At 48.4% G+C, this 15,535-nt stretch carries 10 protein-coding genes and 1 tRNA gene; 9 read left to right on the forward strand and 2 right to left on the reverse strand.

Annotation, left to right across the window (positions count from 1 at the left end):
* Positions 1-66: 66 nt before the first annotated feature.
* The 4 genes from ACJ8W9_RS03070 to ACJ8W9_RS03085 are packed head-to-tail and all read left to right on the forward strand — an operon-like array spanning position 67 to position 8,322.
* Positions 67-4,908 (forward strand): NAD-glutamate dehydrogenase, encoded by a 4,842-nt coding sequence (locus tag ACJ8W9_RS03070; RefSeq protein WP_411360341.1) that lies wholly within the window; start codon positions 67-69, stop codon positions 4,906-4,908.
* 1 nt (position 4,909) lies between these two features.
* Complete coding sequence (gene pyrD / locus ACJ8W9_RS03075; protein ID WP_411358431.1) at positions 4,910-5,917, forward strand: quinone-dependent dihydroorotate dehydrogenase; 1,008 nt, start codon at positions 4,910-4,912, stop codon at positions 5,915-5,917.
* A 58-nt stretch (positions 5,918-5,975) separates the two neighbouring features.
* The gene (locus ACJ8W9_RS03080) at positions 5,976-6,527 is read left to right on the forward strand and encodes a cell division protein ZapC domain-containing protein (protein ID WP_411358432.1); all 552 of its coding nucleotides are present in this window, start codon (positions 5,976-5,978) and stop codon (positions 6,525-6,527) included.
* Positions 6,499-8,322 carry a 5'-nucleotidase C-terminal domain-containing protein gene (locus ACJ8W9_RS03085; protein WP_411358433.1) on the forward strand — a complete coding sequence of 608 codons (1,824 nt, stop codon included), beginning with the start codon at positions 6,499-6,501 and terminating at the stop codon, positions 8,320-8,322. Before ACJ8W9_RS03080 ends, ACJ8W9_RS03085 begins: the two co-directional genes overlap by 29 nt.
* Here the strand turns inward: ACJ8W9_RS03085 and ACJ8W9_RS03090 are convergent.
* Positions 8,301-8,377, reverse strand: a tRNA-Met gene (locus ACJ8W9_RS03090). The two genes, ACJ8W9_RS03085 and ACJ8W9_RS03090, sit on opposite strands and share 22 nt — an antisense overlap.
* 177 nt (positions 8,378-8,554) lie before the next feature.
* On the opposite strand from ACJ8W9_RS03090, the gene rlmKL reads away from it, so the two are divergent.
* The 5 genes from rlmKL (at position 8,555) to rmf (ending at position 14,955) form a co-directional block, all read left to right on the forward strand.
* Positions 8,555-10,690 carry a bifunctional 23S rRNA (guanine(2069)-N(7))-methyltransferase RlmK/23S rRNA (guanine(2445)-N(2))-methyltransferase RlmL gene (gene rlmKL, locus ACJ8W9_RS03095; protein ID WP_411360344.1) on the forward strand — a complete coding sequence of 712 codons (2,136 nt, stop codon included), beginning with the start codon at positions 8,555-8,557 and terminating at the stop codon, positions 10,688-10,690.
* Complete coding sequence (locus tag ACJ8W9_RS03100; protein ID WP_411358435.1) at positions 10,683-10,922, forward strand: glutaredoxin family protein; 240 nt, start codon at positions 10,683-10,685, stop codon at positions 10,920-10,922. Before rlmKL ends, ACJ8W9_RS03100 begins: the two co-directional genes overlap by 8 nt.
* Positions 10,919-12,826 carry an ABC transporter ATP-binding protein gene (locus ACJ8W9_RS03105; protein WP_411360346.1) on the forward strand — a complete coding sequence of 636 codons (1,908 nt, stop codon included), beginning with the start codon at positions 10,919-10,921 and terminating at the stop codon, positions 12,824-12,826. The genes ACJ8W9_RS03100 and ACJ8W9_RS03105 overlap by 4 nt, the downstream gene beginning before the upstream one ends.
* A gap of 7 nt (positions 12,827-12,833) precedes the next feature.
* On the forward strand, positions 12,834-14,588 hold the full coding sequence (locus ACJ8W9_RS03110) for a DUF3466 family protein (RefSeq protein WP_411358437.1): 1,755 nt from the start codon (positions 12,834-12,836) through the stop codon (positions 14,586-14,588).
* A 193-nt stretch (positions 14,589-14,781) separates the two neighbouring features.
* Positions 14,782-14,955 (forward strand): ribosome modulation factor, encoded by a 174-nt coding sequence (rmf, locus tag ACJ8W9_RS03115; RefSeq protein WP_034729406.1) that lies wholly within the window; start codon positions 14,782-14,784, stop codon positions 14,953-14,955.
* 67 nt (positions 14,956-15,022) lie between these two features.
* Here rmf and fabA read toward each other — a convergent pair whose 3' ends face one another.
* Entirely contained in the window at positions 15,023-15,535 is a 513-nt protein-coding gene (gene fabA, locus ACJ8W9_RS03120; RefSeq protein WP_411358439.1) for a 3-hydroxyacyl-[acyl-carrier-protein] dehydratase FabA, read from the reverse strand.

Raw genomic sequence — 15,535 nt, forward strand, 5'->3', positions numbered from 1 at the left:
TTACAAATTAAGTAACATTTTTCTCCAGTTGCGTTCTATTTTTCTTAGGTTACAAGGATACATAGCATGAACTCCGTTGGCGAAAGCCAGACCCCCGTCATACTGCAAAAAGTGGCCGCGCTCATTCAAAAACGAGCAACCGACCGTGCGAATGTCATCGAAGATTTTGCCATGAGGATGTTTCGTACCGTCTCACATGACGAACTTGCGCAACGTAACGACAGCGATTTGTACGGTGCCATTATGGGGTTATGGCACAGCTTTAACGAATATCACCCAGGCGAGAAAGCACTTATCAAGGTTTATAACCCTGAGGTAGCACGTCACGGCTGGGAATCTGCTCATACAATTATTGAAATTATTCAAAGCGACATGCCTTTTATGGTCGACTCGATCCGTATGGCACTGTCGCGTTTGGGCATCAGCTCACATTTGTTTTTACACCTACCGTTGAGTCATGAACGCGATAGTGAACGGCGTATTACCAAACTATTGAAAGCCGGTACTCGTGGAGAAAATGAAGTCGATACAGTGTTCTTGATCGAAATTGACCGGCAGAACAGTAAAGACGCGATTGCCCAGCTCAAACGTGAAATGGCCTCGGTCATGGACGATGTGACCTATGCGGTTTCCGATTGGCAGCCGATGCGCGAACGTATGCAACAAATCGCCGATGAGTTGAGTGATATTAATTATCCAGGCGATAAGAAACAATTACGCGAAGCCCAGCGTTTCTTGCAGTGGCTCGCTAAAGACAATTTCACCCTGATGGGTTACCGTCGCTACGACCTAAAAGCGATTGAAGGGGATTACCTGATCCGCCAGAACGCAGAGTCGAGCCTTGGTTTGATGCGAAAGTCAGCGAATAACAAAGAGCGCCTCATTTCATCATTGCCAGAAATGGCCCGTGAACGCACTTTCGACGATGCCTTGTTGCTCGTCACTAAGACCAATGCGAAATCTTTGGTTCATCGTCCTGCTTATTGCGACTACATTGGCGTCAAACGCTTTGATAAAAACGGTAAAGTTATCGGTGAAGACCGTTTTATAGGTCTCTATTCAAGTAGCTTCTATAATAACAGTGCACGGGACGTACCACTGGTCGGCGACAAAATTCGTCGGGTAATGGAGATGTCAGGGTTCGCGCCAACCTCACATGCCGCTAAAGCACTGCTGAATATTCTTGAAACCTATCCGCGCGATGAAATCGTGCAAGCCAACGAAAATGATCTACTAGACGTTGGTGTTGGTGTGCTGCAAATGAAAGAACGTGACATGACCCGAGTGTTCGTCCGCCGTGATATTTTCGGACGTTTTGCTTCGTGTATGGTGTATGTCCCAAAAGAGCGCTACAACACGCTCCTGCGGCAAAAGACTCAAAACATTTTAGCGAACACTTTTAACAGTCGTTACGACGTGGAATTTACCACGTATTTCTCAGAATCAGCGCTTGCTCGCACGCACTACACAGTGAAACTGGGCGAACAGGTACAGGACATCGACGTGAAAGAATTGGAACAGAATCTTATTGAAGCGGCCCGCACCTGGGAAGATAACTTCGAACGTATTTTGCGCAGTACTTTTGGTGACTCAAAGGCGAACGCGCTGAACAAAAAGTATGCGAATGCATTTCCGCGCGCCTACAAAGAAGAAGTTTTACCATCGATTGCGATTGCAGATATTCAGCAGCTAGAAGCGCTCGACAAAGACCATAAGCTCGGCATGTTGTTCTATCGCTCACGTGAAGATAACGAGCAAAGCAAAAACGTACGACTCAAGCTATTCCACAAAGACGAACCCATTCATTTGTCTGACGTGTTGCCGATGCTGGAAAACTTTGGCTTGCGGATCATCGGTGAGAGTCCTTACCAAATCAAAGCCACCAATGGCGAAATCTATTGGGTGTTGGACTTCCAGATGCTGCACAGCAATGCAACGTTGGACCTCGAAGCGAGTCGCGACTTGTTCCAAAACGCTTTTGCTCGCGTCTGGGATGGCCACTACGAAGACGACGGTTTTAACCGCTTAGTCTTGAGCGCCGGCCTTACCGGTCGCCAGGTCATCATTTTGCGTATGTTCGCGAAATACATGCGCCAAATTGGCACTACCTTCAGCCAAGCTTATATCGAGAGCACCTTTGGTAAGTATCCGCTTATCGCGACACTTATCGTGAAGCTGTTTCATGCCAAGTTCGAACCGGCAACGAAAAGCCGCGATAAGAAAGTCGAAGCACTTGAAACCCGTATCACCAGCGAACTCGATAACGTCGCCAACCTTGACGATGACCGGATCATTCGTCGCTATGTTGAGCTGATCCTAGCGGCGCAACGCACCAACTTCTTCCAAAAAGATGCACATGGTCACGAAAAACCTTACATCTCAGTGAAGTTTATGCCGGAACTGGTGCCAGAGATGCCGTTGCCGTTGCCAAAATATGAAATCTTCGTTTATTCACCACGCGTGGAAGGTGTTCATTTGCGCGGTGGCAAAGTCGCACGAGGTGGCTTACGTTGGTCCGACCGCCGTGAAGATTTCCGTACCGAAGTGCTTGGCTTGGTGAAGGCACAACAGGTCAAGAACACCGTTATCGTACCGGTTGGTGCGAAGGGTGGTTTCTTCTGTAAGCAACTTCCAGAAGAGCGTGAAGCGTTCTTTGAAGAGGGTAAAGAGTGTTACCGCACCTTTATTCGTGCGCTGCTCGACATAACTGACAATATCGTTGCTGGTGAAGTTGTGCCGCCAAAAGATGTGGTACGTCACGATGAAGACGATACCTACCTAGTTGTTGCAGCCGATAAAGGGACCGCAACCTTCTCCGACATTGCCAACGGTATTTCTGGTGAATACAACTTCTGGTTAGGCGATGCCTTCGCTTCGGGCGGCTCGGTCGGTTATGACCATAAGAAAATGGGTATCACTGCGCGCGGCGCTTGGGAATCTGTGAAACGTCACTTCCGTGAAATTGGTGTCGATTGTCAAACCACTGAGTTTACCGCGGTCGGTGTCGGTGACATGGCCGGTGACGTCTTTGGTAACGGTATGTTGTTGTCGAAACATACGCGCCTCGTGGCAGCATTTAACCATATGCACATTTTTATTGACCCGGAGCCGAATGCGAAGAAGAGTTATGCCGAGCGTGAACGCATGTTTGCCTTGCCGCGCTCGTCATGGGATGACTACGATCGTTCAACCATTTCTGAAGGTGGCGGTATTTTCTTGCGCTCAGCGAAGGCCATCGAGCTGACGCCAGAAATGAAAAAATTGTTCAATACCCAGAAAAAGTCCATGACGCCAACCGACATGATCCGGGCAATTTTGACCCTGCCAGTCGATTTACTTTGGAATGGCGGTATTGGTACCTATGTCAAATCTACCAAAGAGAGTGATGGTGACGTGGGCGACCGTGCCAACGATGCGCTGCGCGTCAATGGCAAAGAGCTGCGTGCAAAAATTGTCGGTGAGGGCGGTAACCTTGGTTTCACCCAACTGGGTCGAATCGAGTACGCAGCCAATGGCGGACGTATCAATACCGACGCTATCGACAACGTTGGTGGGGTCGACTGTTCGGACAATGAAGTCAACATCAAGATCCTTTTGAATGGCCTAGTTGCCAACGGCGATTTGACTCGTAAACAGCGGGACCAATTGTTGTATGACATGACCGACGAAGTGGCCCAAATCGTGCTACGTGACTGTCACCGTCAATCACAAGCAATTTCGGTTACCTCGATTCGCGGTTCTGAACAAGTAAAAGAATTACAGCGGTTCATGCATCACCTCGAACGTGAAGGGCAGTTAAATCGCAGCCTTGAATATTTACCTGATGACGACGAGTTGGCGGAACGCCAAGCGTCAGGACGTGGCTTCACTCGCCCTGAACTTGCAGTCATTACCGCCTACGGCAAAATGGTTTTAAAAGAAGAATTGCTTGATGATGCGATCATGGCAGATCCGTTTCATGCGCGCTCATTAATGAACGCCTTCCCGAAACCGTTACAAGAACCCTACGCAGAAGCGATGGAAGCGCACCCGTTGCGCGCGCAAATCATCGCGACACGCTTAGCTAACAATATCGTTAATGATATGGGCCCGAACTTTGTCTTCCGCAACATGGAAGAAACCGGTGCCACTGCGGCAGAAGTCGCCGCAGCCTATGTTATCGGCCGCGAATGCTTCAACTTGCGCGGTTTGATGGAACAAATTGAAGCGGGTAACAATAAGATCCCTGCCGATATGCAGAATCAAATGTTGTTCCAATTACGCCGCAACGTTCGCCGCGCTACACGTTGGTTGCTGCGCCATCGTCGTAACGAATTATCAAGCATACAAGCAAACATCGATTTTTATATGCCGGCCTTTAATGACCTGCGTAAGAACGCCTTGGAATATTTGGTTAAAGACGAGCGCGCTGGAATCGAAAAAGAGATCGCTCGTTACACCAATGCGGGAGTTCCAGCGAAATTAGCAGAGCAAATAGGTACGCTTTCAACACTGTTCTCAGCACTCGATATCGCCGATATTGTGCATGAAACTTCGCGTAAAGTGGGCACTGTTGGTTACGCCTATTTCCACTTGGGCGCGCGTGTTTCATTGCATTGGTTCCTTGAGCAAATCAACTCGCAACCGGTGGACAACCACTGGCAAGCTTTGGCACGCACAGCGTTCCGCGAAGAGCTTGACTGGCAGCAACGCTCACTTACATTGAGCATGTTGAAAGGCAGCGATCCAAAAACCGACGGTTTACAGACGTTGGACAACTGGCTGAGTGAAAATAAAGTCTATGTCGATCGTTGGCAGCACATGTTGTCTGATTTCCGTACCAGCAAAACCCATGAATTTGCGAAATTTTCGGTAGCCTTGCGTGAATTAATGTTGCTGAACCACAACTGTTCACCGGTGACGGCATAAGATGTATAACTTAGCGCGGCAATGGCTGTTTCGGAAGGATCCAGAACAAGCCCATGACATCTCAATGGGCCTACTCAAGAAGTACGCCCATAGTCCCTTGGCTTGGTTTTGGCGGCAGCAGGTCAAAGCTAAGCCTGTGCAGGTCATGGGCATTGAGTTTCCAAATCCTGTTGGCCTTGCCGCTGGTTTAGATAAAAATGCCGAGTGTATTGATGCTTTTGCACAAATGGGCTTTGGCTTTCTCGAAGTGGGCACGGTGACACCGCGCCCACAACCGGGAAACCCCAAACCGCGGCTGTTTCGCATTGAGCAAAAGCAAGCCATTATCAACCGGATGGGCTTCAACAATCACGGCGTAGATTATTTGGTTGAGCAAGTTAAAAACGCGCAATTTCGTGGGGTGCTTGGCATCAATATCGGTAAAAATAAAGATACCCCGGATGCCGAAGCACTCAGTGATTACATCATTTGTATGCGCAAGGTCTATGCACTCGCGTCCTATATTACTGTGAATATTTCTTCGCCCAATACGCCGGGGTTACGCTCTTTGCAGCATGGCGACGCACTCGATCAGTTGCTGGCTGGATTAAAAAAAGAGCAGATGGCGCTGACCACTAAACATGGTAAATACGTGCCCTTAGCGGTCAAGATCGCACCCGATCTAAGCAATGAAGAGATTAAACAAATGGCACAAGCGCTGCTCAAACATGAAATTGACGGCGTAATTGCGACCAATACCACGCTCAGTCGCGATGCTGTGAAAGGCTTGCCTTTTGCCGATGAAGCAGGCGGTCTCAGTGGTGCTGTCTTATTTGAACAAAGTACTGCGGTGGTACGGCAATTGTCGGTTTTGCTCGATCAAAAAATTCCGATTATCGCGGTAGGGGGCATCGATTCCTATAGCAGCGCTAAGGCAAAATTAGCTGCTGGTGCAAGCTTGGTACAGGTTTATACCGGCTTTATTTACCAGGGGCCAAAGCTGATTGCAGATATCGTTAATCGCTTGTAAATTTGTCGTATCTTAGCTATGTTAAGGCACAACTTATAACAATAAGAAGGTAAACAAAGTGCACGCATCGCAACATTGGCGCTGGAACTTCGATCCCGAACATGAACAGCTCAGCGTTGAACTCGATCACGGGTTAGTGCACAAGTGTCCCTATAAAACCTCTCGGCTTATTCCTTTACAGCCCACGCATGCAGCTTTTAGCATGGAAGATGCGGCAAACTACCAAGAATTTTACGATGCACTCTCAGCTTATGAACTTTGGGAACCCATGTTACTCACGCAAGCAGCCTTAAACCGCACCATATTAATGCGTTTCGGGCGGCCACAAATGCCCCAAAGCTGGTACTTTCAAAGCTGCATCGAAGTGCCGAATTATGAACTCGAAATGGGCGCGTTGGTGGAGCTCAATTCCGGCATCGAAACTGGGGTGTTTGCGATTTTAAGTATTGATGCCGAGTTCGCCGAGTGTATGTTACTGAGTTCATCGATGACCTTATCAGAAGTCAAAATTATGCAGCAATTTGATGCGATAAAGGTTTTGCGCAATCGCTTACAACCAAGTCATTATCTGCAAATGCGCTATGACGACGACCACCTTCGTCACGCCTAAACTGCTACTTGCAGCCGTCGCTGCCTGGGGCTTGATTAGCTGTTCACCTATGTCTGAAAAATCTCCTCATCAATCAACTTCAGAACCCATCGAAGTGACCCTGCGGATTATGGAGACCAGTGATGTTCACGGGCAACTGCTAAGTTATGATTACTTCGCTGGAACCGACCAAGAACAACAAGGCTTGGTAGCCACAGCCGCAGTCATTCAAGCGGCGCGCGCCGAGCAGCCATTAAATGTTCTGATTGAAAACGGCGATCTCATTCAGGGCTCAGCGCTCGCTGACTGGGCGTTACAAGACTTCCCAGTTGCTACTGCGACACATCCTATCATTGCAGTGCTCAACGCCTTGAATTATGACGTTGCAAACTTAGGCAATCACGAATTCAATTTTGGCTTAGATTACTTATGGCATACCTACCGTACTGCGGAATTTCCAGTCATTAGCGCTAATCTAAATTGGCAAAGCGCGGCTGCGCCAGAGCTACAGCAAAAGATTCAATCAACTGCTTGGCTGACCCGTGAGGTCAACACACCGCATAGCAAGATCCGGTTAAAAATTGCCGTCATTGGCGTATTGCCACCGCAAATCAACCAATGGGATCAACATCATCTGCATGGCAAAGTTTCGGCAACGGCAATGGTCAATGCCGCAACAAGTGCGGTGCGAGAAGCACAAGCAAAGCAAGCTGACATTATTATCTTGGCGGCACATACGGGTATGCCAAAGCAAACCGCAAATCCGCATGACGATGAACAGACCGGTTGGCTATTGGCTGGGATTGAAGGCGTAGATGCGCTGTTATTGGGGCATCAACACGAGGTCTTCCCTGGTACCTCAGTTTATGACCAACTCGCAGAAGTCGACAGCAAGGCGGGGACGGTGCGCGGTATTCCAACGGTGCAGCCGGGATTATACGGTAGTCATTTGGGCATTATTGACCTGCAGCTGGCTTACGACCGGCAACAGCAACGTTGGCAGCGCTCAGGCTTCAAAGTTAGTGCGCGTGCTGTGCAACATCACCGCGAGGCGGCTGCTGAATTAGTCGCATTGGTGGAACCAGCGCATCAAGCCACACTGACCTTTATACAACAGCCGGTTGGTACCACAAAGCATGCACTAAGTTATCGCACGGCGCGTTGGCAACCGAGTGCTGCAGTGCAATTTGTCCAGCGCGCACAACTGTGGCAGGCGCAACAACTGATTGCTGCGAGTGGTTTACCTGAAAAGCCCTTGCTCAGTGCTGCAGCGCCGTTTGATGCAGCCTTTAGCGAGGCGGGCACAGCCACCACCGTTGCCGCTGGTGCTTTGACGCGCGGAGCTATCGGCGATTTATACCGCTATCCAAACACGCTGGATGTAGTTGAGTTAAACGGTGAGCAAATCAAGGCTTGGCTTGAACGCAGTGCGGAAGCTTTCGTGCAAGTCGACGAAGCTACACAAGCAGACTGCTGGCAGCTGCTCAATCAAGATTTTCCGCATTATAATTACGACACTATTTTCGGTCTTGACTATGAGATTGACCCTTCACAGCCGGTAGGTGAACGCATTCGAAATTTACGCTGGCAGGGCAAGGCAATTAATGCAACACAGCTGTTTTATGTCGCGACGAATAATTATCGTGCAAACGGCGGTGGAGATTTTCCATATTTGAACGGTGAGCGAACAGTTGCGCGTGGCGCAGATATGCTTGGCGATGTGTTGTTAGGTTATTTAACAGCGTTGCCCGAGCGGGCATATACAGAAGAAACTGAAAATCATTGGCAAGTAATTGGTTGCGGGGGCAGGATTTGAACCTACGACCTTCGGGTTATGAGCCCGACGAGCTACCAGACTGCTCCACCCCGCGTCCGATGCTGCGCATGTTACCAGTGTTCTGGGGAATAGCAATCACTAAGTTGTTCAATCGCTGATAAATTAACCATTTTCGTTCCAACTGCTGCTTTTTCCCCCAAATCCGACAATACAGCCACGTTCGCATACCGTATAATGCATGCTATTACTCGAAATTAGGATTCCGTTCTAAATGACCGCAGCACTGCAACTTTTCGCCACTTGCGCCAAAGGCCTCGAACCTTTGTTGTTTGATGAACTACAACAACTCGGCCTCAGTGAAGTACAACAAACCATCGCCGGCTGTCGTTTTCAAGCATCGTTACCTGAAGCCTATCGCGTTTGTTTATGGAGTCGTTTAGCCAGTCGTATCTTGCTGCAACTCGGGCAAACTGAAGTTGGCTTTAAACTAGATAACACCACGGCTGCTATTGCAGCAACGCCTTGGCATGAGCATTTTACTGCGAACGAAAGTTTTGTCGTCGACTTTACTGGGCAAAATCAACAAATTCGGCATACCCAGTTTGGTGCACAACTGGTAAAAGACGGTGTTGTCGACCACTTCCGAGCGCAAGGCTTAGAACGCCCAAGTATCGATAAAGCGGAGCCTGATATTCGCATTCACGCGCACTTACACCACAATTTACTGACCTGGTACCTTGATTTGAGCGGCGACGCACTTCACCGTCGTGGCTATCGCTTAGCGCAAGGCGCCGCACCAGTGCGTGAAACACTTGCAGCTGCTATCGCAATGCGTGCAGGAGTGGACGAGTCCACTCAATTGTTAGTCGATCCGTTCTGCGGTTCAGGCACTTTATTGCTGGAAGCGGCGATGATCGTACTCGATCACGCACCAGGACTCTTGCGCGAACGGTGGGGGTTTAGCTCTTGGCTACAGCATGACGCTGCCGCATGGAACGCGCTGGTTGCTGAGGCTCAACAACGCCTAGCGACTGCAAAGGCGGAACGTTCACTTACAATGATTGGTGCAGATAACGATCCGAAGATTCTGGCGATTGCTGACCAGAATGCGCAACGACTTGGTTTTGCTGAGGTTTGTGAGTGGCGTGCGCAAGACGCAACTAAGTTTTCTCTACCAGAGGAATTAGCCGGGCAGACCGGTTTATTACTGTGTAACCCCCCGTATGGCGAGCGATTAGGCGAGGAGGTCGAGACACTGTTGCTTTATCGCCGTTTTGGTCAGCGGTTGCGCGCTAGTTTTGCCGGCTGGCAAGTCGCTATTTTGGCGGGCGATGAGTCATTGCTAAAGCGCTTAAAATTGCGTAGTCATAAAAAATATAAGCTGTTCAACGGCGCTTTAGATGTCATTTTGGCCCTTTATGATCTTAATAGAGAGCAAATTGAATTTACAAAAGAGCAATCAAGCGATCTCGCGAATCGGCTTAAGAAAAATTATCAGAAGCTCGAGAAATGGGCGGCAAAAGAGGGGGTTAGTGCTTGGCGTGTGTACGATGCCGACCTTCCTGAATACAACGCAGCAGTGGACGTTTACAACGATCACCTCGTGATTCAAGAATATGCAGCACCGAAAGACATTCCACCGGCCGTGGCCAAAGAGCGCTTGTGGTTTTTACTCGATACTTTAGCTGAAGTTCTGCCGTTCACTGCGGCGAATATGCACCTTAAAGTTCGTCAGAAGCAAAGTGGTAAAAGCCAGTACCAGCGCCAACAGCTGCGCAATATTACCACTGTTGTGCACGAGTATGATGCACAATTTTTGGTCAATCTTAGTGATTACTTGGATACAGGATTGTTTTTAGATCATCGTTGGGCGCGCCGTCAGTTAGCCACAATGAGTGCTGGAAAAAACATTCTTAATTTGTTTGCTTACACCTGCACCGCGTCCGTTCACGCCGCATTAGCGGGAGCAAAACAAGTCACCTCGGTGGATTTATCGAAAACCTATTTGGCGTGGGGTGAGCAGAATTTCCAATTGAACGGCCTGCAACCACGACAACATCCCTTTGTGCAAGCTGACTGCTTGCAATGGTTACAAGAACAGCGTCCGCAACAACGGTTTGATGTGATTTTCTTGGATCCGCCGACGTTCTCGAATTCGAAGCGTATGCATGATGTGCTTGATATTCAGCGTGACCATGTGATGTTGCTGAAACTTGCCGCGCGTCTACTCAAAGATGACGGTGTGATTTTGTTCTCGAATAATAAACGTAAGTTCAAACTTGATGAAGAAGGGCTTGCCGAAGCTTTCCTACGTGCTGAGAATTGGACTGAGCGTTCTATCAGTACCGACTTTGCCCGACACAAAGGTATTCACCACTTGTTCAAGGTGACCCATTGGCATGACTGAGTTTTATCTTTTGAGTAAGCCCAACTGTCCGCTTTGCGACGAAGCTTTGCACATGCTCAACAGTTTGCAATTGGAAGAACCCCTACGTTTGCATTGGGTCGATATTAGCCAGCAAGCAGATTTGCTCGAAGAGTATGCTTGGCTGATCCCTGTTTTAGTGCGCGCCACCGACGACGCTGAGTTACGGTGGCCATTTGACCCAACGACTTTGCTGGAGTTTATTGAGCAATGACGGTATTACGCATACAACAAGCACAATTAGCTTTTGGTCGTGAACCCATTCTTGACCATGTCGACCTTGTGATCGAAGCTGGTGAACGTTTGTGTTTGGTCGGCCGCAATGGCGCGGGTAAATCTACCTTGTTAAAAGCAATCGCAGGCGACCTGCAATTAGACGATGGCGTTGTACAAGCCGTCGGTGACACTGTCGTTGCGCGTTTACCGCAAGATCCACCGGCTAATTCAGAACAACTGGTTTATGACTACGTGGCCGAAGCACTTGCCGATGTCGGTAAGGTACTCAAACGCTACCATGAGGTCTCACAACAGCTCACTGCGAACCCGAGCGATGACAGCTTGATGAATCAGCTGGCAAATCTGCAAACGCAGTTAGAGGCCAACAATGGCTGGCAACTACAAACTCGTATTGAACAAACCCTCACGCGCTTGGGTTTAGATCCCGAACTGTCGATGCAATCGCTGTCTGGTGGTTGGCTGCGCCGCGTGGCATTAGCGCGCGCATTGGTGGTGGCACCTGACTTGCTACTATTAGATGAACCGACGAACCACCTTGATATCGACATGGTACGCTGGCTTGAGCAGGTGTTATTAGATTTTAATGGTGCCGTACTCTTCATCAGCCATGACCGGATGTTTATTCGCCGTCTCGCAACGCGCATTATTGATCTGGATCGCGGTCAGTTAACATCGTTTCCGGGGGACTACGATCATTACCTGGTGGCGAAACAAGAACTACTCGAAGTTGAAGCAAATCAAAATGCTGAGTTTGATAAAAAGCTCGCACAAGAAGAAACTTGGATCCGGCAGGGCATCAAAGCCCGTCGTACCCGCAATGAAGGTCGTGTAAGGGCACTTAAAGAATTACGTAAGGAGCGTCAGCAGCGACGCGAACAGCAGGGCTCGGCACGCTTAGCACTGCAGCAAGGGCAGCGTTCAGGCAAGCTGGTATTCGAAGGTGAGGGAATTCAACTTGCATTCGATGGGCGGTCGATACTCAGTGACTTTGATCTTACCCTGCAGCGCGGTGATCGCATCGCCTTAGTGGGGCCGAATGGCTGCGGTAAAAGTACGCTTATTCGCGTCATCTTGGGGCAACAGACAGTTGATAGCGGCCACATCAAGCTCGGTACTAATCTAGAAGTTGCTTACTTCGATCAACATCGCGCCTTGCTGGATCCGCAGAAGTCAGTCGCAGAAAACGTTGGTGACGGCAAACAAGACATCACTTTCAATGGCCGAACCCGCCATATTTTGAGTTACCTGCAGGATTTCCTGTTTGCCCCACAACAAGCGCGCACGCCTGTGCATGCGCTATCTGGTGGTGAGCGTAATCGAGCGCTCTTGGCAAAGCTCTTTTTGCAACCGAGCAATTTATTGGTGCTCGATGAGCCAACCAATGATCTCGATATCGATACCCTCGAACTGCTGGAACAAATTATTGCAGATTACCCTGGCACCGTTATCTTAGTCAGCCACGATCGTGAATTTGTGAATAACACCGCAACGAGTATTTTATTATTTGAGGGTGAAGGCACGGTCACCGAAATTGTCGGTGATTTTAACGACGTTGAGCACTATTTAGCACATCAAAAAAGCTCGGGAACTAAATTACCGACACAGCAGTCAGAAAAGCCTGCAAGCAAAGGTTCTCCGACGCCCAAGAAAAAGTTATCCTATAAGCTACAACGCGAGCTCGATTTACTGCCAGAACACATCGAGGCGCTGGAAGCTGAGTTAGAAGAACTGCAATTACAAGCGGGAGATGCTGCGTTTTATGCGCGCCCGCACACAGAAACCGCGCCTGTTTTGGAACGCTTGGCAACCATTGAAGAACAGCTTATGGTTGCGTTGGAGCGTTGGGAAGAACTCGAAAATTTACAAAAAGAGAGTAGTTGAAGCACGTATGAAACAATTTACTTTAGGGGTGTTGGGCGTTGCTGTTGCAACAGCGATGATTCCAACTACACAGGCTGATACCTATGATTATCAGCAACTTGAAACACCAGAGACAGTGGAACACTTGTTCCCGACCGCACTCAATAATAATCGTCATGCAGTTGTTTTAGGACAGTTTCCTACCGACTTAGAAATCGATTTAACCCGTTTACAGCCCAGTACTTTGGCATCGCTTGGAATCGATCCTAACGATGAAGACTTAGATCTGGAAAATTACGAATTAAGTTACGTGCAATACAATCGACTGGTCGGGATCTTGCGTGACGGCTCGAGCCCATTACTCGAAAATCCGCGTATTTCATATAATTTTGCTGGTTTTTTTAATGGTCAGGATGTCACCTTCAACGAGTTTTTCAATGATACTGACCCGCAAACGCCAGAAACCGCTGATAGCACTGACCATTATTTTTATGGCCTGAATAACAACGATGTGCGTGTAGGCTGGGGTACAGCTCCTTATCGCTACGAAGACTTTACCTACACCGGTGGTACTGAGGAACAGCCTGAAGAAATCACGATTAGCTACGCACAGCGCGATTTTACGCGTCAAGCGCTTTGGTCTAACGGTATCACCAGCAAAACTTACGCGGCTCCTGAGCAAAGCTTCCTTGGTGGCGAAACAGCCATGATGGATATCAGCGACACGAATTACGCTGCTGGTTTTGTCAGTGTTGCCTTGAGCCCGCAATCAGTTGAAACTGCGGAAAACTGTCAAACGGCAGTAGATGAAGGTACGACCAATCGCTCGGTGTATGTTTGTATGTGGCAACGTTGGTATAGCTTGCAAAACAGTATTGCGCAGAACCTTCAAGACTTTTATACCAATAACCAGATTCGTACCAATCAATCGATTTACGATATGGCCGCAACGGTATGGCAGCTCGACGCTAACGGTGAGGTCATTTCTTCACAGCAATACGGTACTTTAATGGACCGTGGTGAAGAAGATGAAAACGACTTCTCAAGTTATGCCTTCGCAGTGAATAACCAAGGTGTTGCGGTTGGTCAAAGTTGGACCTATTACGAAGGTATCGAAGAAGTGGGCCGGCGCATCAAAATGCCAGCAATTTTTGTCGATGGTGAAGTGAAGGCGATCACTGAAGATCCAGAATATGTCTGGGGCTCGGCCAACGACATCAATGATGACAACGAGGTCGTCGGTTTCCTTATCAAACGTATTCAAGGTATCCAACGTTATGTCGGCTTTATTTATGACATAGATACCGATACTTTGACTGAGCTGCCTGGATTCTTCACCGGCTCAAGCACTTTCCCAAATGAAATCAACAATGACGGCGTGATCGTTGGCTCTGGTGAAATCGAAGCTTCGCTTTCAACACAACGCCGACGTGTTGGCTTTATTTACGATAGTCGTGAAGCGGACGCGCGCTTTGTCAATTTGAACGATACTGTAGATTGTGATGCGAATCTTTTCATCGCCAGCGCCGATGCGATTAATGATAACGGTGAAATTGCTGCGACCATTGTAAAAGAAGAGCCGCGCACAGGAGACGAAGGCGAGACCTTTGACCTGCAAATCGCCAAAACCATTATCATGGATCCAAGCGGTGGCGAGCTTAATGCTTGCTCAGTTGAAGATAACAGGATCGAACGTGAGGGGGCTGCGACCGGTTTGTTTGGTCTCATTTCTATGTTGTTGATCGGTGGACTTATTACAGTGCGTCGTTGGTTTCGAGTTTAATTATTAAACTTGTTCTAAGAAAAGCTCACGATAGATCTGACGCTTTTTCAGTAGCTTAGCAAGCCAGCTGAAAAAGCGTTTTTTTTTGCTATTGAACTCCCGTCCGAAGTTGCTATCTATTATTACAAGAGTGAAATAAATCGCTCTTAGAAAAACAGTTAAGAACATGAACAACTGGACGAGGAAGTAAATGATGAAAAGACAGAAACGCGATCGCTTAGAACGAGCTCATGCTCAAGGTTTTAAAGCAGGTGTAGCGGGGCGCTCAAAAGAGCTTTGTCCATATCAGAATCAGGAAATTCGCTCCCAGTGGCTAGGCGGTTGGCGTGATGCGCAAGAAGCGCGCAGTGTAGGCCTCTATCGTTGAAAAAATTGACAGCATAAATGAAAGCCCGCACGAAGCGGGCTTTTTCTTGTCTCAATTCGGCTCCGAACTAGAACGTAGAAGTATCGGTAAACAAACCGACTTTCAAATCTTTCGCAGTGTAGATAGTTCTACCATCGACTTCGACACGGCCATCAGCCATGCCCATAAATAATTTACGTTTGATCACCCGCTTCATATCAATGTGATAGGTCACTTTTTTAGCTGTTGGCAAAATTTGCCCAGTGAATTTGACTTCACCTACACCTAGTGCACGACCGCGACCTGGACCGCCAGCCCAAGCAAGAAAGAAGCCGGTTAGCTGCCACATTGCATCGAGTCCTAAACACCCAGGCATCACTGGATCACCCTTAAAATGGCAGCCGAAAAACCAAAGATCTGGATTAATATCAAGCTCGGCATGAATGTAGCCTTTGCCAAACTCACCGCCATCGTCGTTAATAGTGACGATACGGTCCATCATCAACATGTTGGGCGCAGGAAGTTGGCTATTACCAGGTCCAAACATTTTGCCTTCTGCACAGTCAAGAAGGTCTTGGCGAGTAAAACTTGCTTGTGTCAT

Origin of the sequence: Pseudidiomarina salilacus, assembly GCF_047323925.1 — a bacterium.
GTDB lineage: Bacteria > Pseudomonadota > Gammaproteobacteria > Enterobacterales > Alteromonadaceae > Pseudidiomarina > Pseudidiomarina salilacus.

Bases quoted from the DNA above. Each gene is read 5' to 3' on its own strand.
- ACJ8W9_RS03070 (WP_411360341.1), top strand. From the start codon at position 67: ATGAACTCCGTTGGCGAAAGCCAGACCCCCGTCATACTGCAAAAAGTG.
- pyrD (WP_411358431.1), top strand. From the start codon at position 4,910: ATGTATAACTTAGCGCGGCAATGGCTGTTTCGGAAGGATCCAGAACAA.
- ACJ8W9_RS03085 (WP_411358433.1), top strand. From the start codon at position 6,499: ATGACGACGACCACCTTCGTCACGCCTAAACTGCTACTTGCAGCCGTC.
- rlmKL (WP_411360344.1), top strand. From the start codon at position 8,555: ATGACCGCAGCACTGCAACTTTTCGCCACTTGCGCCAAAGGCCTCGAA.
- ACJ8W9_RS03100 (WP_411358435.1), top strand. From the start codon at position 10,683: ATGACTGAGTTTTATCTTTTGAGTAAGCCCAACTGTCCGCTTTGCGAC.
- ACJ8W9_RS03105 (WP_411360346.1), top strand. From the start codon at position 10,919: ATGACGGTATTACGCATACAACAAGCACAATTAGCTTTTGGTCGTGAA.
- ACJ8W9_RS03110 (WP_411358437.1), top strand. From the start codon at position 12,834: ATGAAACAATTTACTTTAGGGGTGTTGGGCGTTGCTGTTGCAACAGCG.
- rmf (WP_034729406.1), top strand. From the start codon at position 14,782: ATGAAAAGACAGAAACGCGATCGCTTAGAACGAGCTCATGCTCAAGGT.
- fabA (WP_411358439.1), bottom strand. From the start codon at position 15,535: ATGACACAAGCAAGTTTTACTCGCCAAGACCTTCTTGACTGTGCAGAA.